General features: G+C 73.6%; 15 protein-coding genes and 1 riboswitch. Of the genes, 7 read left to right on the plus strand and 8 right to left on the minus strand.

What is annotated here, in order from left to right; all coding sequences use genetic code 11:
- Nucleotides 1–87 precede the first annotated feature (87 nt).
- Both OG435_RS41770 and OG435_RS41775 read right to left on the minus strand, forming a co-directional pair.
- Nucleotides 88–1677 carry an esterase/lipase family protein gene (locus OG435_RS41770; RefSeq protein WP_266885488.1) on the minus strand — a complete coding sequence of 530 codons (1590 nt, stop codon included), beginning with the start codon at nt 1675–1677 and terminating at the stop codon, nt 88–90.
- Between the two features lie 78 nt (nt 1678–1755).
- Entirely contained in the window at nt 1756–2715 is a 960-nt protein-coding gene (locus tag OG435_RS41775) for an oxidoreductase (RefSeq protein WP_266885490.1), read from the minus strand.
- 788 nt (nt 2716–3503) lie between these two features.
- Between OG435_RS41775 and cbiE the strand changes: the two genes are divergently transcribed.
- The 3 genes from cbiE to OG435_RS41790 are packed head-to-tail and all read left to right on the plus strand — an operon-like array spanning nt 3504 to nt 6383.
- Nucleotides 3504–4874 (plus strand): precorrin-6y C5,15-methyltransferase (decarboxylating) subunit CbiE, encoded by a 1371-nt coding sequence (cbiE, locus tag OG435_RS41780; protein ID WP_266885492.1) that lies wholly within the window; start codon nt 3504–3506, stop codon nt 4872–4874.
- Nucleotides 4871–5620, plus strand: a complete 750-nt coding sequence (cobM, locus tag OG435_RS41785) for a precorrin-4 C(11)-methyltransferase (RefSeq protein WP_266885494.1) — start codon at nt 4871–4873, stop codon at nt 5618–5620. Before cbiE ends, cobM begins: the two co-directional genes overlap by 4 nt.
- Nucleotides 5610–6383, plus strand: coding sequence for a cobalt-precorrin-6A reductase (locus OG435_RS41790; RefSeq protein ID WP_266885496.1), 774 nt, complete (start codon nt 5610–5612; stop codon nt 6381–6383). Before cobM ends, OG435_RS41790 begins: the two co-directional genes overlap by 11 nt.
- Here OG435_RS41790 and OG435_RS41795 read toward each other — a convergent pair.
- The 4 genes from OG435_RS41795 to cobG form a co-directional block, all read right to left on the minus strand.
- Nucleotides 6365–6832 (minus strand): hypothetical protein, encoded by a 468-nt coding sequence (locus OG435_RS41795; RefSeq protein WP_266885498.1) that lies wholly within the window; start codon nt 6830–6832, stop codon nt 6365–6367. The two genes, OG435_RS41790 and OG435_RS41795, sit on opposite strands and share 19 nt — an antisense overlap.
- A gap of 125 nt (nt 6833–6957) precedes the next feature.
- Nucleotides 6958–8445: a precorrin-2 C(20)-methyltransferase gene (locus tag OG435_RS41800; protein ID WP_266885500.1), complete on the minus strand. Its 1488-nt coding sequence runs from the start codon at nt 8443–8445 to the stop codon at nt 6958–6960.
- Complete coding sequence (locus tag OG435_RS41805) at nt 8442–9089, minus strand: precorrin-8X methylmutase (protein WP_266885502.1); 648 nt, start codon at nt 9087–9089, stop codon at nt 8442–8444. Before OG435_RS41805 ends, OG435_RS41800 begins: the two co-directional genes overlap by 4 nt.
- The gene (gene cobG, locus OG435_RS41810; protein WP_266885504.1) at nt 9086–10417 is read right to left on the minus strand and encodes a precorrin-3B synthase; all 1332 of its coding nucleotides are present in this window, start codon (nt 10415–10417) and stop codon (nt 9086–9088) included. Before cobG ends, OG435_RS41805 begins: the two co-directional genes overlap by 4 nt.
- Before the next feature lie 650 nt (nt 10418–11067).
- Nucleotides 11068–11171, plus strand: a riboswitch (cobalamin riboswitch).
- Nucleotides 11172–11224: 53 nt separating this feature from the next.
- Here cobG and cobN point away from each other — a divergent pair.
- Complete coding sequence (gene cobN, locus OG435_RS41815) at nt 11225–14842, plus strand: cobaltochelatase subunit CobN (RefSeq protein ID WP_266885505.1); 3618 nt, start codon at nt 11225–11227, stop codon at nt 14840–14842.
- Nucleotides 14843–14871: 29 nt separating this feature from the next.
- Nucleotides 14872–15345, plus strand: coding sequence for a hemerythrin domain-containing protein (locus OG435_RS41820; RefSeq protein ID WP_266885507.1), 474 nt, complete (start codon nt 14872–14874; stop codon nt 15343–15345).
- Between the two features lie 21 nt (nt 15346–15366).
- Here the strand turns inward: OG435_RS41820 and OG435_RS41825 are convergent, their stop codons facing one another.
- Nucleotides 15367–15585, minus strand: a complete 219-nt coding sequence (locus tag OG435_RS41825; RefSeq protein WP_243338778.1) for a hypothetical protein — start codon at nt 15583–15585, stop codon at nt 15367–15369.
- Between the two features lie 222 nt (nt 15586–15807).
- Between OG435_RS41825 and aroD the strand changes: the two genes are divergently transcribed.
- Together aroD and OG435_RS41835 are read left to right on the plus strand one after the other, a co-directional pair.
- Nucleotides 15808–16545 (plus strand): type I 3-dehydroquinate dehydratase, encoded by a 738-nt coding sequence (aroD, locus tag OG435_RS41830; RefSeq protein ID WP_266885510.1) that lies wholly within the window; start codon nt 15808–15810, stop codon nt 16543–16545.
- A 199-nt stretch (nt 16546–16744) separates the two neighbouring features.
- Nucleotides 16745–18964 carry a terpene synthase family protein gene (locus tag OG435_RS41835; protein WP_266885512.1) on the plus strand — a complete coding sequence of 740 codons (2220 nt, stop codon included), beginning with the start codon at nt 16745–16747 and terminating at the stop codon, nt 18962–18964.
- A 42-nt stretch (nt 18965–19006) separates the two neighbouring features.
- Here the strand turns inward: OG435_RS41835 and OG435_RS41840 are convergent, their stop codons facing one another.
- Entirely contained in the window at nt 19007–20254 is a 1248-nt protein-coding gene (locus tag OG435_RS41840; protein WP_266885514.1) for a GNAT family N-acetyltransferase, read from the minus strand.
- Nucleotides 20255–20347 lie beyond the last annotated feature (93 nt).

A 20347-nucleotide genomic window follows, 5' to 3' on the forward strand; every position in this document is an offset into this window, starting at 1 on the left:
CGGACGGGGCGCCCGGAGGCTCGACGGGGGCGGACGGGCTCATACCGGGGCGCGCCCCCGCCCGGCCCCGCCGGACCTTCCGGCGCATCAGGGGCAGAGGACGGTCCAGGTGACCTTCACATGCCCTCCGTCGTCCCCGCGGAACTCGCTCGTACGGGTCCCTGGTTGATCGGTGTACGGATCCCACGCCACGGTGCCCCGGGCGACCAGGTCGTCGGCCGAGGAGGCGTCGTAGTCCCAGAGGAAGACGCCGATCTCGAACGGCCCGGGCCCGTACGTGGTCCCCGAGCCGACGCGCTGGTAGAAGTACGGGTCGGGGTTGGTGCGGTTGCCCTGGTTGGGGAAGGTCGACGGGTCCGAGCCGGAGCGCGACCACACGGCGGTGCGCGCGCCGTCGCCGGTCCGGACCGCGATGTCCCCGTAGAGCGCGGGGCGGGTCGTGCCGTCGTCGAAGTAGGTCAACTCCGCCTGGTCCACCCGGACCAGGCAGGCGGGGACGCCCTGCGCCGGGGTGACGGTGTAGGTGACGGAGGCTTCGCCGCCGTCCACACCGGCCATCCTGGCGGTGAACCGGCCGAAGCCCAGGGACGGTTCCCAGTGGACCCGGCCGGCGGCCATCACGTCGTCGTTGTTCCCGGCGCTGTAGTCGGCGTCGACGAGGTAGGCGGTGACGGTCGCCCGGCCGCTGAACACTTGCCCCCTCGTGGAGTCGTCGAGCCCGAACCAGGGATCGTGGTCCGGGAAGGCGGTGGCGCCGGACCGGTGCCGGTGCCACAGGGAGCGGGCGATCCCGTCGGTGGTCAGGGTGAGGCCGTCGTACAGCTCGGGTCCGCTCTCCCCGCTGGAGGTGAACCGGGCCGAGTCCACGGTGATCCGGAACGGCCCCGTCTTCAACTCCACTTCACTGACCGGGTCCTTGGAGAACTCGGCGACGATCTGCCGACGGACCCAGTCGTTGCCGAGCAGCCCGTAGTGCGAGGGGCAGCCGCTGTCACCCACCGGGAGGACGTGGTTGACGGCTCCCGCCAGCTCGGTGGAACGCGGGGCGCGACTGTCGCCGGGCGGGATCTGCTGGTCACAGGTGGAGCTGAAGGTGGTGTAGCGGGTGGCACCCGGGGTTTCGTCGCCCGCGTTGAGGGAGCTCAGGAAAGGGCTGCCGGGGGTCATGTCCGCGAGCGAGGCCGCGTGGATGTCGCAGAAGGTGGCGAAGGGCCCGCAGGGCGCGGCGTCCCCCGCACCGTGGTTGGGACCGCCGAGCGAGACCCAGGCCCGGACCCGGGAACTCCCGCCGTCCTTCAGGTACTTGCGTGTCAGAAGCGATCCCATGCTGTGAGCGACCACATCGACGGGGCGGCTACCGAACTGCTCGGTGAGAAAGGCGCCGAAGCGGGCGGCATTGGCGTCGTTGGTGGCTGCCCAGTCGTAACCGAACTCGGCGAGGTCACCGGCGAGCCACCCCTGGGCGAGCAGATGGTCCTCCAGCCCGTCGAGGGAGGCCGCGGTGTCCCCGAACCCGTGCACGAGGACGACCGGCGTACGCCGCTGCGCCCGGGCAGCACTCTCCGCGGCCTGCGTCGCCCGCGCCGTCGGGGCGGTGAGCAGGGTGGCGACGAGCGCCACGACGGCGACGACGAGCATCGTGAACAGCAGCGGAACGGGCAGGGCGGATCTGCGCATGGCTCTCCCAGGGGATGCGGCGGGATGCGGCCCGACAGCCTGAAGTGACTGGCGAGTAGCAAGTTAGCCCCCGGGGATTCAGCGCGATAGAGCCGCGTACGAGACTCCGGTGAGCTTTTCGGAGGCGGCCCAGAGCCGTTCGCCGGACTTGTCGTCCAGGGTCCATTTCGCCCGCCAGGAGCGGTGCGGCGCGCCACGAATGCTGAACCGCGGCCCGATGAACTCGTCCGGCCGGACCCCGGGGGCGGTGGCCGCGTACAGGGTCGGCAGCGCGCCGGAGGCCGCGGACTGGGCGATGACCCCGTTGCCGATGAGGATGCCGAGTCCGTTGGCGGCGACCGCGAGCCGCGAGGTGAGGGTGGTGCCCGCCTGCGGGGCTGCGGCGACGTGCAGATTGGTGGCGGAGTACCCGGGGTGTGCGGCGGCCGCGACGATCCCGGATCCGGCGGCCGCGAGGCGCCGGGCGAGCTCGTGGGTGAAGAGCAGGTTCGCGGTCTTGGAACGGCCGTAGGCGATCCAACGCCGGTAGCTCCGTTCCCCGTTGAGGTCCTCGTGGTCCACGTCGCCGAGGGCGTGGAAGCCGCTGGAGAGGTTGACGATCCGGGCTCCGGGCGGGGCGGCGAGGAGGTGCGGCAGCAGGAGCCCGGTGAGGGCGAAGTGCCCGAGGTGGTTGACCCCGAACTGCGTCTCGAACCCGTCGGCGGTGCGGCCGTAGGGCAGGGCCATCACGCCGGCGTTGTTGACGAGCAGGTCAAGGGTCCCGTCCCGCCGCCGCCCGAACGCGGCCGCGAACTCCCGGACGGAGGCCAGATCGGCAAGGTCCAGCGCCATGAACTCCACGTCGGCACTTGCCACTTCCGCACGCAGCGCGACCTCGGCGGCCCGCCCCCTGGCCGCGCTCCGGCAGGCCAGCACCACCGAGGCTCCGTGGCGCGCGAGTTCCTTGGCAGCGGCGTACCCGATCCCGCTGTTGCCTCCGGTGACGACGGCCGTCCGCCCGCTCTGATCCGGAATCCGGGTTGCGTCCCAGCCCGCCATGGCAACTCTCCCCTCCCGAGGACCCCACGGCCCACCGGCCCCCGCACCCTACTCCCGACCCCTCGCCCGAACCACGGCCCCGCCCACACACCGCTGCACGGCGCGAACTCCCCACCCCGCCCTTCCCCAGGCGCCGCCCGGACCCCCTGGGACTCCGCCCCAGACCCCGCGCCTCAAACGCCGGCGAGGCCGGATTTACCCGACGCCGGTTGCCCGCGCACGCAGCGCTACGCACACCGCGGTGGGATGCCCTGGGCAATCCAGCCCCGCCCGGCCCCTTCCAGCCCCTCCGGCGCTTGAGGGGTGGGGGCCCGGGGGCTGGCCCCCGGCAACGGCGCCGCACGATGAGACGGGTCCGGGGCGAAGCCCCGGGGAACGGGCGAAGGGCGGGTAGGGGACCTCACCCCCGCGGCACTCCCCGCCTGGGCAGGACCACTGCCTGGCGACGTCCAGCCTCATCAGGGAGTCCCCCGGACGGAGCCTGGCAGAGTTCGAGGCGCAGGCCCGGGACCAAGGCCGGGGCCAGGGCCGGGGCCGGGGCCGGGGTCAAGGCCAGGGCCGGGGCCGGGGCCGGAGCCGGAGCCGGAGCCGGAGCCGGAGCCGGAGCCGGAGCCGGAGCCGGAGCCGGGGCCGGAGCCGGGGCCGGGGCCGGGGCCGGGGCCGGAGCCAAGGCCGGGGCGAAGCCCGAGGCCAGGGCCAAGCCCGCCCCCGCGCCCCGCCCGCCAGGGGCGCAGGTCAGGCCCAGTAGGCTGCGGGTCCACCCGCTTCCGTACCCCGAGGTCCACCCAGTGAGCTCCGCACCGCCCCCCACCCCCGTGTCGGTCGTCGGCCTCGGCGCAGACGGCTGGGACGGGCTCACCGCCCCCGCCCGGGCCGCACTGGCCGGGGCCGAGGTGCTGATCGGCGGGCCCCGGCAGCTGGACCTGCTCCCGCCCGGGGAGTGCCGCGGCACCCGCATCGCGTGGCCCAGCCCGCTGCGCCCGGCCGTGCCGAAGCTGATGGCCGAGCACGCGGGCCGCCGCATCGCGGTGCTGGCCAGTGGCGACCCGATGTTCTACGGGATCGGCCGCGCCCTCTCCGAGGAACTCGGACCCGGCACCCTGCACGTCGTCCCGCACCCCTCCTCCGTCTCCTACGCCTGCGCCCGCCTCGGCTGGCCCGTGGAGGATACCGAGGTGGTCACAGTGGTCGGCCGCCCCGTGGCCCGGCTCGCGGCCGCGCTGTACGAGGGCCGCCGGGTGCTGGTGCTGAGCGCCGGAGCAGTGACCCCGAACGAGATCGCTGCTCTGCTTCGAGAGCGGGGCTTCGGCCCCAGTCGGATGCGCGTGCTGGAACAGCTCGGCTCCGAGCACGAGGACGCGTACGAGGGCCTCGCCCAGAGCTGGGAACACCCGCCCGGCGACCCCCTCAACGTGGTCGCCGTCGACTGCCGCCGCGACCCCCGCACCGAGACCCCCCGGCTCGGCGCGACCCCCGGCCTGCCCGACGCCGCCTACGAGCACGACGGCCAGCTCACCAAGCGCCACGTCCGCGCCGCCACCCTGTGCGCCCTCGCCCCCGCCCCCGGCGAACTGCTGTGGGACATCGGCGGCGGCTCCGGCTCCATCGGCATCGAGTGGATGCGCACGCACCCCTCCTGCCGGGCCGTGACCGTGGAGCGGGTGACGGAGCGGGCCGCGCGCATCACCCGTAACGCGGCCGCCCTCGGCGTCCCCGGCCTGCGCGTGGTCACCGGCTCCGCGCCGGACGCGCTCGCCGGACTGCCCGCCCCCGACGCGGTGTTCATCGGCGGCGGCCTGACCGCGCCCGGCCTGCTCGACGCGGCCTGGGAGGCCCTGGCCCCCGGCGGCCGGCTCGTGGTCAACACCGTCACCCTGGAGTCGGAGGCGGTCCTCACCGACCGCTACCGCCGCCACGGCGGCGAACTCGTCAAACTGGCCGTCGCGCACGCCGTACCGGTGGGCGGTTTCACCGGCTGGCGCCAGGCGATGCCCGTCACCCAGTGGACGGTCACCAAGCCGCACCCGTCCCACCCGCACTCCCCGCCCGACCAGCTCGACCAGCTCGACCAGCTCGACCAGCTCGACCAGCCCAATCCGCTCAGCCAGCCCGACCAGCTCAGCCAGCCCGACCCCGAAATGGTGGATCAGACGATATGACCGTGTACTTCATCGGTGCGGGCCCCGGCGCCGCCGACCTGATCACGGTGCGCGGCGCCCGGACCCTGGCCGCCGCCCCCGTCTGCCTGTACGCGGGCAGCCTGGTCCCCCGCGAGCTGCTCGCGGAATGCCCGCCGGACGCCCGCCTCGTCGACACCGCGCAGCTGAACCTGGACGAGATCATCTCCGAGTGCGTACGCGCGCACGCGGCGGGCCAGGACGTGGCCCGGCTCCACTCCGGCGACCCGTCCGTCTTCAGCGCCGTCGCCGAGCAGATGCGGCGGCTCGACGCGGCCGGCATCCCGTACGAGGTCGTCCCCGGCGTCCCCGCCTTCGCCGCGGCGGCCGCCGCGCTGAAGCGGGAGCTGACCGTCCCCACCGTCGGCCAGACCGTGATCCTGACCCGCATCTCCCAGCAGGCCACCCCGATGCCGCCCGGCGAGGACCTCGCCACGCTGGGCCGCAGCGGGGCCCTGCTGGTACTGCACCTGGCCACCCGCTACGTGGACCGGGTCGTGGACGAACTCCTGCCGCACTACGGGGCCGAGTGCCCGGCGGCGGTGGTCGCGATGGCCAGCCGCCCCGACGAGCTGATCCTGCGCGGGACGCTCGCCGACATCGCCGCCCAGGTGAAGGAGGCCGGGCTGGTCCGCACCGCCGTCATCCTGGTCGGCCGCACCCTGGGCGCCGAGCAGTTCCGCGACAGCCACCTGTACTCCGCCGAGCGCGACCGGCATGCCTGCTGATCGGGCCGGACCGGGACAGCACGTCCTGATCCTCGGCGGCACCACCGAGGCCCGCCGCCTCGCGGAGGCGCTGGCCGCGGCCCCGGAATCCCCCCGGGTGACCACCTCCCTGGCCGGCCGGGTCGCCGCCCCGGTGCTCCCGCCCGGCGGGATCCGGATCGGCGGCTTCGGCGGTCCCGACGGGCTGGCGGCGTGGATCACCGCGCACGGGGTCACGCACCTGGTCGACGCCACGCACCCCTTCGCGGAGCGGATGAGCTTCAACGCGGCCGGGGCGGCCGCCCTTTCGGGCGTGCCCCTGCTCGCGCTGCGCCGTCCCGGCTGGACCCCGGGCCCCGGGGACGACTGGCACGTCGCGGACTCCCTCGCCGAGGCGGCCGCCCTGCTCCCGGACCTCGGTACCCGCGTCTTCCTGACCACCGGCCGGATGGGACTGCACAGCTTCGCGCACCTCACCGAGCCCTGGTTCCTGGTGCGTTCGGTGGATCCACCGGCCGCGCCCGCCCCGCCGCGCCTCGAAGTGCTGCTCGCCCGCGGCCCGTTCACCCTCGACGACGAACGGGACCTGCTGGCCCGCCACCGCATCGACCTCCTGGTGACCAAGGACAGCGGCGGCTCGGCCACCGCCCCCAAACTCACCGCGGCCCGCGAGGCCGGTGTCCCGGTCCTCCTGGTCCGCCGCCCGCCGTCGCCCGAGGGTGTCCCGTCCGCGGCCTCGGTCGCCGAAGCCCTGCACCGGCTGGGCTACGATCTGCCGCGTTGATCGTGCACGCGTAGGAAAGGGCAGGTCATGAGAGCCGTCGGCAGAGTCTCCTCAGCGGTAACGGCCCTGTTGGTCGGCAGTTTGCTCGCGGGCGGCTGCTCGGGCGGCGGGCCCGCGCGGAAACCGGCCGCGGTACCGGCGACGACCGCCGCCGCCGAGCCGTCCGGCACGCCCCTTCCCTCCGGCACGCCCCCGCCCGCCGGCACGCCCGCTCCGACCGGATCGCCGACGAAGGGCCCCAGTCCTTCCTCCGCCGCCACGAGCGCGGCCCCGGCGGCGGGGGCCTCCCGGCCGGCCCCCGGGAACGGCACCTCGCGCACGCCGGGGAAGAAGCCGCGCGCCTCGTCGGTTCCGCAGAACCCCAACCGGGGCCCCACGCCGCCGCCCGCGCCGCCCCACACCCCGGAACTGAACTGGACTCCCCCGGTGGGCCCCCCGAGCCCGATCATGACCGTGACCCTTCCGCCGGCCCCGTAGGAACCCGCGCGACGCGAAAGGCCGACAGCACGGAAAGGCCCGGGGCGGCGAACCACCCCGCGCCTCCTCACGACCGCGCCGAACTACGCGGTACCGCTCACCCGTAGCGCCGCGGGGTCCAGGTCACCCGCGACCCGTCGGGCCGTTCGGTCACCTGGGTCTGCGAGGAACCGATCAGCAGGATCGTCCGCATGTCCACCTCGGACGGCTCCAGTTCGGCCAGGGTGACGATGCGCACCGACTGCTCCGGCCCGCCCACGTCGCGCGCCACGACCACCGGGGTCTGCGGTGCCCGCAGCTCCAGCAGCAGCTCGCGCCCCTGCGCCACCTGCCAATTGCGGCTGCGCGAGCCCGGGTTGTACAGGGCCAGTACGAGATCGGCCGCGGCGGCGGCGCGCAGCCGCTCCGCGATGACCTCCCAGGGCTTGAGCCGGTCGGACAGGGAGATGGTGGCGTAGTCGTGGCCGAGCGGGGCTCCGGCCGCGGCGGCCGCCGCGTTGGCGGCCGTCACCCCGGGCAGTACCCGTACGGGCACGTCCTTGTACTCGGGCTGCCCCGCGACCTCCAGGACGGCGGTGGCCATGGCGAAGACCCCGGGGTCACCGCCGGAGACCACGGCGACCCGCTTGCCGCGCCGGGCGAGGTCGAGCGCGAACTCGGCGCGCTCCGACTCCACCTTGTTGTCGGAGCCGTGCCGGATCTGGCCCGGCTTGACCGGGACCCGGTCCAGGTACGTCGTGTACCCGACCAGCACCTCGGCGTCGGCCAGCACCCGCCGCGTCTCGGCGGTCAGCCACAGCGGCCCGGCCGGGCCGGTGCCGACCACGGCGACCTCGCCGGGTCCGGACGGCACGCTGCCCGGGTTCCCGATCCGGCTGGGCACCACGGCGACGGCGAAGTACGGCACGGAGTCCGGGTCGGTGTCCGCCAGGACGCCGGTCCGCTCCCCCGCCATGGTGGCGCGCTCCACATAGCGCGCCTCCGCGAGCCGGCCGCTGTTCTCCATGGCCCGCCGGATGGCGGGGAAGGTGCGGCCGAGCTTCATCACGACCGCCGAGTCGGTGGCGGCGAGGCGGGCCGTGAGCTCCTCCTCGGAGAGGGTGCCGGGCAGGATCGTCAGCACCTCCTCGCCCTCCACGAGCGGGGTGCCGAGCCGGGCCGCCGCGGCGCTCACCGAGGTCACCCCGGGGATCACCTCGGTCTCGTACCGGTCGGAGAGCCGCTTGTGCATGTGCATGTACGAGCTGTAGAAGAGCGGGTCGCCCTCCGCGAGCACGGCGACGGTCCGGCCGGCGTCCAGGTGGGCGGCGAGCCGGGCGGCGGAGGCCTCGTAGAACTCCTCCATCGCCCCCTGGTAGCCGCCGGGGTGGTCGGTGGTCTCGGTGGTGACCGGGTAGACCAGCGGCTCCTCGACGTGATCCGCGCGCAGGTGCTTGGCGGCGATGGAGCGGGCGATGGAGCGGCCGTGGCGGGCCGAGTGGTACGCGACCACGTCGGCCTCCGCGATCACCTCGACGGCGCGCAGCGTCATCAGCGAGGGGTCGCCGGGCCCGAGCCCGACCCCGTACAGCTTTCCGGCACTCATTCGGCCACGCTCGCGATGGCGTTGACGGCGGCCGCAGCCATGGCGCTGCCGCCGCGCCGGCCCCGGACGATCAAGTGGTCGAGCGCGGAGGGGTGTTCGGCGAGGGCGTCCTTGGACTCGGCGGCGCCGATGAACCCGACGGGGACCCCGATGACCGCGGCGGGGCGCGGGGCGCCCTCCTCGATCATCTCCAGCAGCCGGAAGAGCGCGGTCGGCGCGTTCCCGACGGCGATTACCGAGCCCTCCAACAGGCCCCGGTCCCGCCAGACTTCGAGGGCGGCGGCGCTGCGCGTCGTGCCCATCTTCGCGGCGAGTTCCGGCACGGCCGGGTCGGAGAGGGTGCAGATCACCTGATTGTCGGCGGGCAGTCGCTTGCGGGTGACCCCGCTGGCGACCATCTGCACGTCGCACAGGATCGGCGCACCGACCTCCAGGGCGGCGCGCGCCCGCAGGACGACCCCGGGCGAGTAGCCCAGGTCCCGGGTCAGGTCGGTCATCCCGCAGGCGTGAATCATGCGCACCGCGACCTGGGCGACCGAGGCGGGCAGCCCGGAAAGGTCCGCCTCGGCGCGGATCGTGGCAAAGGACTGGCGGTAGATCTCGGCGCCGTCCTTCTCGTACTCGAACACGGTGTACTCGCTCATTTCTTCACTGCGTCTTCGGACACTCGGGGTTGGCTGCGCGCGTCGGCGACGGCCTGGGCAAGTTCGTGGGACGGCACCGGGCGGCCGTCGAGGCGGTACCCGTCCGGGGTGGCGACGAGGTCGACCCAGGCGGCGCCGCGCGGATGCCCGCACCGGCGCTCGCACCCGGACCAGTGCACGGGCGCGCCGACGGCCTCGCCTTCCGCGCGGCCGGCCTCCACGACGGCCCGCGCGTCGGCGCGTACGTCGGACAGCGCCTTGGCGCAACCCGGCTGCCCAGTACAGGCGGTGACGGACTCCCAGGGTCCGTCGGGTGCGACGGACAGGCCCGCGGCCACGAGCCGCGCATAGCCGTCGACCGGCCGCCGGATGCTCGCGCGGGGCAGCACGACGCTCCGCCACGGGGTGATCCGCAGCTCGCCGTCGCCCTCGCCGTCGTCCTCGCCTGCGGCCGCGACGCCCACCAGCACCCGCCACTGGTCCGAGGTGAGCCGGCCGAGCGGGGGCAGCACGCACAGCGGCGCCGGGTCACCGGCGCCGGGGCCCCAGGGCCTGGGCGGCGGCGCGTACGGCCAGGCCACCGCGGGCACGACGGCGGCGGTGATGCCCGCCGCCCCCAGCCGCGCCGCGAACTCCCCTGCCTCCAGGGCGTGTTCGGCGGGCAATTCGGACACCCGCCAGGCGCGGGTGCCGGCGGCGTCCGCGGAGTCGAGGAAGTACTCGGCCGCGAGCAGCGCCGCCCGGGGCGCGTCGGCGGCGTCCACCTCCACGGCGCCCGGGTCCGCGCCGAGCCGGACCAGTGCCCGGCCCCGCGGTGCGCCGAGCAGGGTGACATCGGGGTCGAGCGCGGCGACGTCTCCGCGGCCGTCGTCGACGGCGAACAGGAACCGCCCGGACAGGGCCGTCGCACGGGTGCTGGCGCACAGCAGCCGGTCCAATTCCCCCACCCAGGGCGTCACATGGGGTCGCCCGGAGCCCAGGAGCCCGGACAGCGGGGTCGCCACGACGTTCCGTACCCGCTCGTGGCCGGGGGCGGGCAGCAGCCCGGTTGCGTCCAGCAGCTCCGCCAGGCCCGTGCCGCACCCTTCGGCGAGGCCGCGCAGCTGCACGTTCCCGCGCGAGGTGAGCTCCAGGTGCCCGTCCCCGAAACGGTCGGCGGCCAGCGCCAGCACGGTGGCCTGCCGGGCGGTCAGCAGACCCCCCGGGATCCGGACCCGCGCCAGGTACCCGTCGGCGGCGGCGTGCAGGCGCAGCGCGCCGGGGCAGGCGTCGCCGCGATCCCGTATGACGGGTTCGTCCCGCGCTGTGGCGGAGGGGGGCGTGGGCATGGCGGCGAGCATACCCACGATTCTGCGCCCACCCCCTGTGGCCCACACCACCCCGTTCCAGCCCGACAGCCGCCCGAATCCAGCCCATGGCCCGCCTCCGGGAACCCGCCGGGGGCCCCGCCCGAACCCTCGGGGCGTCCGAACCCGCCGGACCCGCCCGGCCCGGCCCGGACGCCCGCGTGCCGCTGCGCGGGGCGGAGTTCCCCTACCCGCCCTTCCACCGTTCCCCGGGCTCCGCCCGGACCCGCGCCTCAAACGCCGGACGGGCTGGAGGGGTACCGGGCTGCGCCCGGACCCCCTGGGGCTCCGCCCCAGACCCCGGTCCTCAAACGCCGGACGGCTGAATAGGTCCGGGCCGCCTCAAACACCGGACGACTGGATGGACCGGGCCGTCTCAGGCGCCGGACGGCTGAAACGCCCCGCGCCTCCAACGCCGGCGGGCCGGAATTGCCCTCCGGGCAATCCAACTCCGCACAGGCTGGCGCCGGCCAAATCCAGCCTCTCCGGCGTTTGAGGAGCGGGGCCCGGGGCAGAGCCCCGGCAGCGGCGCCGCACCCGACCGCACCCCCGAGCCCGCACCCCACGCCCCAGCGTCACCGCAGGTGACCCCGCCCCCTAGGATGAGTCCCAGGCGGCCAACAGGCCCGCCATCGCCGAGGACGGCGACATGGGAGGAAGCCCGGTGCGAATCCGGCGCGGTCCCGCCACTGTGAATCCGCGCGGCAGCGAGCCGCACCGGATGAGTCAGGAACTCCCGCCGTCCTCACTGCCCGGGGCGCGGAAACCCCGAGGAAGGCCTGCCGCCGCATGATCCTGCTGCTGTCGACGTCCGACACCGATCTGCTCAGCGCCCGCGCGGCGAACGCGGGGGACGCTCCCGTCCCGTACCGGTTCGCCAACCCCTCCCGCCTTCCCCTGGACGACCTCCCCGGTCTCCTCGACGGCGTCACCCTGGTCGTCGTACGCCTCCTCGGCGGCCTGCGCGCCTGGCAGGAGGGCCTCGACCTGCTCCTGGCCCCCGGCCAGACCCGCCCGGTGGTCGTCCTGACCGGCGAACAGGCCCCCGACGCCCAGCTGATGGAAGCCTCGACCGTCCCGATCGGCATCGCCGCCGAGGCGCACGGCTACCTCGCCCACGGCGGCCCGGCCAACCTGGACCAGCTCGCGCGCTTCCTCTCCGACACCGTGCTGCTGACCGGCCACGGTTTCGAGCCCCCGGCGGCCTCCCCCACGTGGGGCCCGCTGGAGCGCACCGCGCAGCGCACCGAAGGCCCCCGGATCGCGGTGCTCTACTACCGCGCGCACCAGATGAGCGGCAACACCGCCTTCGTGCACACCCTCTCCGAGGCGATCGAGGCCCACGGCGCCCAGGCGCTCCCCCTCTACGTCTCCTCCCTCCGCTCCCCGGAGCCGGAGCTGATCGCGCAGCTCGCGTCCGCCGACGCGATCGTCACCACGGTCCTGGCCGCCGGCGGCACGAAGCCCGCCACCGCCTCCGCCGGCGGTGACGACGAGTCCTGGGACGCCGGCGCCCTGGCCGCCCTCGGCGTGCCGATCCTGCAGGCCCTGTGCCTGACCGGCTCCCGCTCCGCCTGGGAGGAGAACGACGAGGGCCTGTCCCCCCTCGACGCCGCCACCCAGGTCGCCGTCCCGGAGTTCGACGGCCGCCTGATCACCGTCCCCTTCTCCTTCAAGGAGCTGGACGAGGACGGCCTGCCCGCCTACGTGGCCGACCCCGAGCGGGCCGCCCGCGTGGCCGGCATCGCCGTGCGCCACGCACGCCTGCGCCACATCGAGCGCCGCGACAAGAAGATCGCCCTGGTCCTCTCCGCGTACCCCACCAAGCACTCCCGCATCGGCAATGCGGTCGGCCTGGACACCCCGGCCAGCGCCGTGGAGCTGCTGCGCACGCTCATCGCGGGCGGGTACGACTTCGGCCCCGTCGAGGACGTCCCGGGCCTGGTCTCCGGTGACGGCGACGAGCTGATCCGCGCCCTGATCGAGGCCGGCGGCCACGACCAGGACTGGCTCACCGAGGAGCAGCTCGCCCGCAACCCGGTCCGGATCCCGGCGGCCGACTACAAGCGCTGGTTCGCCGAGCTCCCGGCCGATCTGCGCGCGAGCGTGGAGCAGCACTGGGGCGAGGCCCCGGGCAACATGTTCGTGGACCGCTCGTCGAACCCCGAGGGCGACATCGTGCTGGCCGCCCTGCGCCGCGGCAACCTCCTCATCCTCATCCAGCCGCCGCGCGGCTTCGGTGAGAACCCGATCGCGATCTACCACGACCCGGACCTGCCGCCGTCGCACCACTACCTGGCCGCGTACCGCTGGATCCAGGCCCGCGCCGAGGACGGCGGTTTCGGCGCCGACGCGATGATCCACCTGGGCAAGCACGGCAACCTGGAGTGGCTGCCGGGCAAGAACGCCGGCCTGTCGGCGTCCTGCGCCCCCGACGCCGCGCTCGGCGACCTGCCCCTCATCTACCCGTTCCTGGTCAACGACCCGGGCGAGGGCACCCAGGCCAAGCGCCGGGTGCACGCCACCCTGGTCGACCACCTGGTGCCGCCGATGGCGCGCGCGGAGTCGTACGGGGACATCGCGCGCCTGGAGCAGCACCTCGACGAGTACGCCCAGATCTCCGCGATGGACCCGGCGAAGCTGCCGGCCATCCGCGCCCAGATCTGGACCCTGATCCAGGCCGCGAAGCTGGACCACGACCTGGGTCTGGAGCAGCGCCCCGACGACGACGGCTTCGACGACTTCCTGCTGCACGTCGACGGCTGGCTGTGCGAGATCAAGGACGCCCAGATCCGCGACGGTCTGCACGTCCTGGGCGGCGCCCCGACCGGCGACGCCCGCGTCAACCTGGTCCTCGCGATCCTGCGCGCCCGCCAGATCTGGGGCGGTACGACGGCCCTGCCGGGTCTGCGCGAAGCGCTCGGCCTCGACGAGTCCGCGGCCACCCGCACCAGCGCCGACGAGGCGGAGGAGACGGCCCGCGCGCTGGTCCAGGCGATGGAGGACGCGAACTGGGTCCCGGAGGCGGTGGCTTCGGTCGCCGCCGGGCACTCGGCGGACGTGGCGGCCGTACTGGACTTCGCGGCCCGCGAGGTCGTGCCGCGCCTGGCCGGAACCACCGACGAGATCGCCCACGTGGTCAGCGCCCTGGACGGCGCGTTCGTGCCGGCGGGCCCGTCCGGCTCCCCGCTGCGCGGTCTGGTCAACGTGCTGCCGACCGGCCGCAACTTCTACTCGGTGGACCCGAAGGCCGTCCCCTCGCGCCTGGCGTGGGAGACCGGTCAGGCGCTCGCCGACTCCCTGCTGACCCGCTACCGCACGGACAACGGCGAATGGCCCGCCTCCGTCGGCCTGTCCCTGTGGGGCACGAGCGCGATGCGCACCTCGGGCGACGACGTGGCCGAGGCCATGGCGCTGCTCGGTGTCCGCCCGGTCTGGGACGAGGCCTCGCGCCGCGTCACCGGCCTGGAGCCGATCCCGCTCGCGGAGCTCGGCCGTCCGCGCATCGACGTGACCCTGCGCATCTCGGGCTTCTTCCGTGACGCGTTCCCGCACGTCATCGGCCTGCTGGACGACGCGGTACGGCTGGCGGCCTCGCTGGAGGAGCCCGCCGAGGACAACTTCGTACGGGCCCACGCGCAGGCCGACCTTGCGGTGCACGGGGACGAGCGGCGGGCCACCACCCGCATCTTCGGCTCGCGCCCGGGCACGTACGGCGCGGGCATCCTGCAGCTGATCGACTCCCGCGACTGGCGCACCGACGCCGACCTCGCGGAGGTCTACACGGTGTGGGGCGGGTACGCGTACGGCCGGGGCCTGGAAGGGCGCGCGGCGCGCGAGGAGATGGAGACCGCCTACAAGCGGATCACGGTCGCGGCGAAGAACACCGACACCCGTGAGCACGACATCGCCGACTCCGACGACTACTTCCAGTACCACGGCGGCATGGTGGCCACCGTCCGCGCCCTGCGCGGCACGGCCCCCGAGGCGTACATCGGGGACTCGACCCGGCCCGAGACGGTCAAGACGCGCACGCTGGTCGAGGAGACCTCCCGCGTCTTCCGTGCCCGCGTCGTGAACCCGAAGTGGATCGAGGCGATGCGCCGCCACGGGTACAAGGGGGCCTTCGAGCTGGCGGCCACGGTCGACTACCTCTTCGGCTACGACGCCACGACCGGGGTGGTGGCCGACTGGATGTACGACAAGCTGACCGAGACGTACGTCCTGGACCCGGAGAACCGCGCCTTCCTGGAGGAGGCCAACCCCTGGGCCCTGCACGGGATCGCGGAGCGGCTGCTGGAGGCCGAGTCCCGCGGCATGTGGGAGAAGCCGGACCCGCAGGTCCTGGAGGCGCTGCGCCAGGTGTACCTGGACACGGAGGGCAACCTCGAAGGCGAAAGCGACTAGCCGGACACCGGCTGGACCAGACTGGCCGCATGTGCCACTACTGCGGCTGCCGTGAGATCCCCCTGATCAAGGAGTTCATCGCCGAGCACGAGGCGGTGACCGACGCGGCGGGCGACGCGCTGCGCGCCCTGGACGCGGGGGACCTCCCGAGGGCGCGTGCCCTCGTCACGGAGATGACGGCCGTCCTGCTCGCCCACTGGAAGGGCGAGGAGGACGGCCTGTTCACCGTCATGGAGCAGGACCCGGAGTACGCCCCGTACATCGCGGCACTGGTCGAGGAGCACCGCGAACTGGCGGCGCTCCTCGCCGGCGCCGATCTGGCGGACCCCGCGGACGCCGCGGCCCTGCGCCGGGCGGTGGAGGAGCTCCGCCACCACATCGCGAAGGAGGAGGACGGCCTCTTCCCCGCGTCCCTCACCGCCCTGACGGGCGACGAGTGGGACCTGTCCATCAAGGCCTGGCGCGCGGCCCATCCCGACGGGGACCTGAGGCCCGCCGGGTAGCCGGTGCGCCCCGCCGGTCCGCTACTTCGTGGTCTGGTTCAGCGCCACCAGCGCCTGGGCCCAGCGCGCGTACTTCAGCTGGCCGAAATCGGCGACGGTCTTCACGCCGAAGGCTTCGAGCAGCAGCTCGCCGTCCTTGTCGGTGACGCCCTTGAGCGCGGCCACCGGCGCCGCGAGCACCTCCGCGAGCGGCTTGTCGGCCCACGCCTTGTCCAGCACCTTGTCGAGGTCGATCGCCATGAGTCTCTCTCCCGGAACTCGAAAGTATGAACTGATGGGCCAAACCTAGAACAATCGGACAAGCATGTCGGGGTGCGACACCAGCACCTTGGGCGCGCCGGGCATCCTTCCGGCCAAGGGGTGGGCGGCCACCCTCCCCCTTAACGATTCCACGTATAATCCGCCCCGTTCACCTTTGCACTGCGCGTCGGATATCGGAATCGAAAAGGCTGTGACCAAGAAATGAATTCACTGCGGGCGCTTCTCGACGGCGGGATTCCGCTGGTGGCCGTCAGCTTCGACGACAGCGAGACCGAGCCGCGCGCGCACGCCGCGAAGAGCGCCGGCGTCGACGTGGCCGAACTGCGCGTCGACCGGTACGCGGCGACCGACACGGCGCACGTCCTGGCGCAGGTGGACGCGTTCAAGGCCCTGCCCGTACTGGCCACCATCCGCTCGGCCCACGAGGGCGGCGACTGGAAGGGCACGGAGGCGCGGCGACTCGAACTGTTCCGGGCGCTCGCCCCTCAGGTCCAGGCCGTGGACATCGAGCTCTCCTCCGGGGAAATCCTGTCCGAGGTGATCGAGGCCGCCCACCGGCACGACACCGTGGCGCTCGTCTCCTATCACAATTTCGAATTCACCCCGGCCACCGAGGAACTCCAGACCGTCATCGACGACGCGAAGAGCGCCGGCGCCGACGTGGTCAAGGTGTCCACCATGGTGCGGTCCGAGGACGACGTCCGGCGGCTGGCCTCGCTCCTACTGCGCGCCGGAGCCGAGGACACCCGGCTGATCGTGATCGCCATGGGCGAGGCCGGAGCGGTCTCGCGCGTCTTCTTCCCGGCCCTCGGGTCGCGGATCACGTACTCCTTCTTCGGCGCCAGCTCGGCCCCGGGCCAGCTCGACTTCCCCGAGACCTTCGGCCTGCTGCGCAAGTTCTACCCGGCGTTCGACGAGCGGAAGTCCGCCGGGGCCTGAGCCCCGCGCCGGGGAGGGCACGACCTCCCCGGCCGCGCCTCTCCCTTCCCTCTACCGGTCACCGGCCCCACCGGTCGCAGAACGGCGCACACGTCACCTGATGAAGTGAACTCCCCCTTATCCCACCGGCAACACGGGTAGTGCCCTGCTGATCTCGTGAGGAACCAGCGAGACAGTCAGATGAAAGGCCCACCCTGCCGTGACGCAGCCGTTTCAACTGCCGGATTTCTATGTGCCTTATCCGGCGCGACTGAACCCCCACCTGGAGGACGCCAGGGTCCACACCAAGACGTGGGCCCGCGACTTCGGGATGCTGGAAGGTTCCGGCGTCTGGGAGGAGAGCGACCTCGACTCGCACGACTACGCCCTGCTCTGCTCGTACACCCACCCCGACTGCGACAGCGAGGCGCTGTCGCTGGTCACCGACTGGTACGTGTGGGTGTTCTTCTTCGACGACCACTTCCTGGAGATGTTCAAGCGCTCCCAGGACCGCGCGGGCGCCAAGGCCTACCTCGACCGGCTCGGCGCCTTCATGCCGATGGACCTGGCAGACGGGTTCCCCGAGGCGACCAACCCCGTCGAGGCCGGACTCGCCGACCTGTGGGCCCGTACCGTCCCGGCCATGTCGATGGCCTGGCGGGAACGGTTCTCCCTGTCCACCAAGAACCTGCTCGACGAGTCGATGTGGGAACTCGCCAACATCAACATCGGGCGGGTCTCCAACCCCCTCGAATACATCGAGATGCGCCGCAAGGTCGGCGGGGCGCCCTGGTCGGCCGGGCTCATCGAGTACGTGTCCGCGGAGGTTCCGGCCCGCGTCGCGCACTCCCGCCCCCTCGGCGTGCTGCGCGATTCCTTCTCCGACGCCGTGCACATCAGGAACGACATCTTCTCCTACCAGCGCGAGGTCTCCGAGGAGGGCGAACTCTCCAACGCCATCCTGGTGCTGGAGACCTTCCTCGGCTGCACCACCCAGGAGGCCGCCGAGGCCTCCAACGACCTCCTCACCTCCCGGCTCCACCAGTTCGAGCAGACCGCCCTCGCCGAACTCCCCCAGCTCTTCGCCGACCACGCCATGAACCCGGCGGAGATCGCCGCCGTCCTCGCCTACGCCAAGGGGCTCCAGGACTGGCAGTCCGGCGGCCACGAGTGGCACATGGTCTCCAGCCGCTACATGAACAAGGAGGCCCGGGCCACCGCCCCGCTCACCCTCCCGTTCATGCCCTCGGGCCTCGGCACCACCGCACTCGACCTCCGCTCCATCCTCGCCCCCCGCGCCCTGGAACTGCGCCGGCGCTCCTTCACCCACGTCCCCTTCGAGCGCACCGGCCCGTCGATCGTCCCCGACGTCTACATGCCGTTCCCGCTCACCCTCAGCCCCCACCACGCCCGCGCCCGCGAGGAGTCCGTCGCCTGGGCCAGGGAGATGGGCATGATCGATCCGCAGCCCGGCGACCCCGGCTCGGCGATCTGGAACGAGGCGAAGCTGCGCGGCTACGACTTCGCGCTCTGCTCCGCGGGCATCGACCCCGACGCCACCCCCGAGGCCCTGACCCTCAACGCCTGCTGGCTGACCTGGGGCACGTACGGGGACGACTACTACCCGGTGGTCTTCGCCCAGTCCAAGAACCTCCCCGCCGCCAAGGCCACCACCGCACGGCTCGTCGCCATGATCCCGGTGGACCACGCGGAGCAGCCGGTGGGGCTGACCGCGATGGAGCGCTCGCTGGGCGACCTGTGGGTGCGCACCAGCAAGGACATGACCCCCGAGATCCGGGCCGAGTTCCGGGCCACCCTCGTGAACATGCTGCACAGCTGGCTGTGGGAGGTGGAGAACCAGATCCAGAACCGCATCCCCGACCCGGTGGACTACGCGGAGATGCGGCGGCACACCTTCGGCTCGCACCTCACGATGTACCTGTGCCGGCTGGGCCAGGCGGGCCGGGGCATCCCCGCCGACATCTACGCCTCGGGCACCATCCGCTCCCTGGAGAACGCGGCCGCCGACGCCGCGTGCCTGATGAACGACATCTTCTCGTACCAGAAGGAGGTGGAGGTCGAGGGCGAGGTGCACAACTACGTGCTCGTCACCCGCAACTTCTTCGACATCGGCTACGAGGAGGCGCTGCACATCTGCCACTCGCTGATGACCCAGCGCACCGAGGAGTTCGAGCACATCGTCGCGGACCAACTGCCCCTGCTCTACGAGGACTGGAAGCTGGACCCCGAGGCCCGGGCCGGACTCGACGCGTACGTCGGCGAGTTGAAGGACTGGCTGGCCGGAATCCTGAACTGGCACGAGAAGACGGTCCGTTACCGCGAGGAGGACCTGCACCGCCTGGGTGACGGGATCTCCACCGGGGTCCTGAGCTCCGGCTTCGGCATGTCGGCGGCCCGGATCTCCCTGCCCGCCCGCTGAGCCGGATCCGCGGCGGGGACCGTCCTGCCCGCCGCGGGTTCCTCAGAACTCGTCCGCCGTGTGCGGGAGCAGTGCCGTGCGCAGCCCGGCGTCCAGCGCCGCCGCCGCGCCGGGGGCGTGCTCCACCAGCAGGCCGGCCGCGGCCAGTTCGACGGCCCGGGTCCCGCCGAGGTAGCAGGCCGCGAGTTCCCGTACGTCCAGGGTCAGGTCCGGGGCCCGGCCCGCGGCGGCGGGCTCGTACGCCGCCCCGTCCGGCCCGGCCTTCAGGAGGAACCGCCCCGCGTTCGCGGGCAGCCGTACGTCGGTCAGTTCCAGTACGAGTTCCACGGGCGCGGCCCACGACCGCCCGGTCAGCGCCGCCGCCACGTCGACCAGGCGGAGCCAGAGCGCCGGGAACACGGCGGTGACCCGGACCTGGTCCCGGTCGGCGGCGAAGTGCAGCAGCGGGTCGTCGGCCGGCCGGCCCCACGCGGTGACCCGGCCGGTGAGGTCGAGGGAGGCCACGCACTCCCACAGCGCGGCCGCGGCCTGCGGGGTGTCGGCCTCCAGCTCGTCGACCCGGACCAGGCCCGGGGTCCGCACGCCCCCGGTGGTCTCCTCGGGCTTCGTGCGGTAGAGGACGTAGCCCGCGATCGGTTCGCCCGGCTCCCCCAGGACGATGAGCCGGGGCGGGCTGAGCTCCTCGTCCTCCTCGTCCTGTTCGGTGAGCCACTCCTCGGTCCAGCGCAGCTCGCTGCGGGCGGGCCGCCCGGCCCGGACCGCGCGGGCCGCCTCGTGGTACGGGCCCACGACGGCGACCGTGTCCTTGGGGTCCGCGGTGGCGACCAGCCGTAGCGGCCTGCGGTCCGCTTCGATGCGCAGGGCCAGCGGCCGGGTGGTGTCGATCTCGATGGTGGCGCCCTGGGTGGCGCTGCCGTAGCCGAAGCGCCCGTAGATGGCGGCCTCGGAGGCCCACAGGGCGGCGACGGGAGCGCCGGCCGCGCCCGCGCGGCGCAGCATCTCCCCCATCAGGGCGGTCAGCACGCCGCGCCGGCGGTGGGTGGGGGCGACGCAGACGAAGGTGAGCCCGGGGCAGGGCAGGTCCGCCCCGGGCACGGAGAGCCGGAACGCGTGCGCGGCCATGAATCCGACGATCGCGTCGCCGTCGTAGGCCCCGATCCGCAGGCAGGGGCGGAGCAGCTCGCGGTGCCGCTCGCGCCCCTCCTCCTCGGGGCGGTCGTGGAAGACCAGGTACGCGAGCTCCAGAGCACGGTCGATGTCGGCCTCGGGCACCTCGCAGATCTCCACCATGATCCGGAGACTAATCGGTCATCGCGGACCAGTCACTACATAAGGGCGAACGGCGAAAGGGCGCGACCCCGCGGGGTCGCGCCCTTTCCACAC

The organism is Streptomyces sp. NBC_01264 (assembly GCF_026340675.1).
Classification (GTDB): domain Bacteria; phylum Actinomycetota; class Actinomycetes; order Streptomycetales; family Streptomycetaceae; genus Streptomyces.

Coding starts and splice junctions, on each gene's coding strand:
- OG435_RS41770 (WP_266885488.1), bottom strand. CDS start 1,677: ATGCGCAGATCCGCCCTGCCCGTTCCGCTGCTGTTCACGATGCTCGTC.
- OG435_RS41775 (WP_266885490.1), bottom strand. CDS start 2,715: ATGGCGGGCTGGGACGCAACCCGGATTCCGGATCAGAGCGGGCGGACG.
- cobM (WP_266885494.1), top strand. CDS start 4,871: ATGACCGTGTACTTCATCGGTGCGGGCCCCGGCGCCGCCGACCTGATC.
- OG435_RS41790 (WP_266885496.1), top strand. CDS start 5,610: ATGCCTGCTGATCGGGCCGGACCGGGACAGCACGTCCTGATCCTCGGC.
- OG435_RS41795 (WP_266885498.1), bottom strand. CDS start 6,832: ATGATCGGGCTCGGGGGGCCCACCGGGGGAGTCCAGTTCAGTTCCGGG.
- OG435_RS41800 (WP_266885500.1), bottom strand. CDS start 8,445: ATGAGTGCCGGAAAGCTGTACGGGGTCGGGCTCGGGCCCGGCGACCCC.
- OG435_RS41805 (WP_266885502.1), bottom strand. CDS start 9,089: ATGAGCGAGTACACCGTGTTCGAGTACGAGAAGGACGGCGCCGAGATC.
- cobG (WP_266885504.1), bottom strand. CDS start 10,417: ATGCCCACGCCCCCCTCCGCCACAGCGCGGGACGAACCCGTCATACGG.
- cobN (WP_266885505.1), top strand. CDS start 11,225: ATGATCCTGCTGCTGTCGACGTCCGACACCGATCTGCTCAGCGCCCGC.
- OG435_RS41820 (WP_266885507.1), top strand. CDS start 14,872: ATGTGCCACTACTGCGGCTGCCGTGAGATCCCCCTGATCAAGGAGTTC.
- OG435_RS41825 (WP_243338778.1), bottom strand. CDS start 15,585: ATGGCGATCGACCTCGACAAGGTGCTGGACAAGGCGTGGGCCGACAAG.
- aroD (WP_266885510.1), top strand. CDS start 15,808: ATGAATTCACTGCGGGCGCTTCTCGACGGCGGGATTCCGCTGGTGGCC.
- OG435_RS41840 (WP_266885514.1), bottom strand. CDS start 20,254: ATGGTGGAGATCTGCGAGGTGCCCGAGGCCGACATCGACCGTGCTCTG.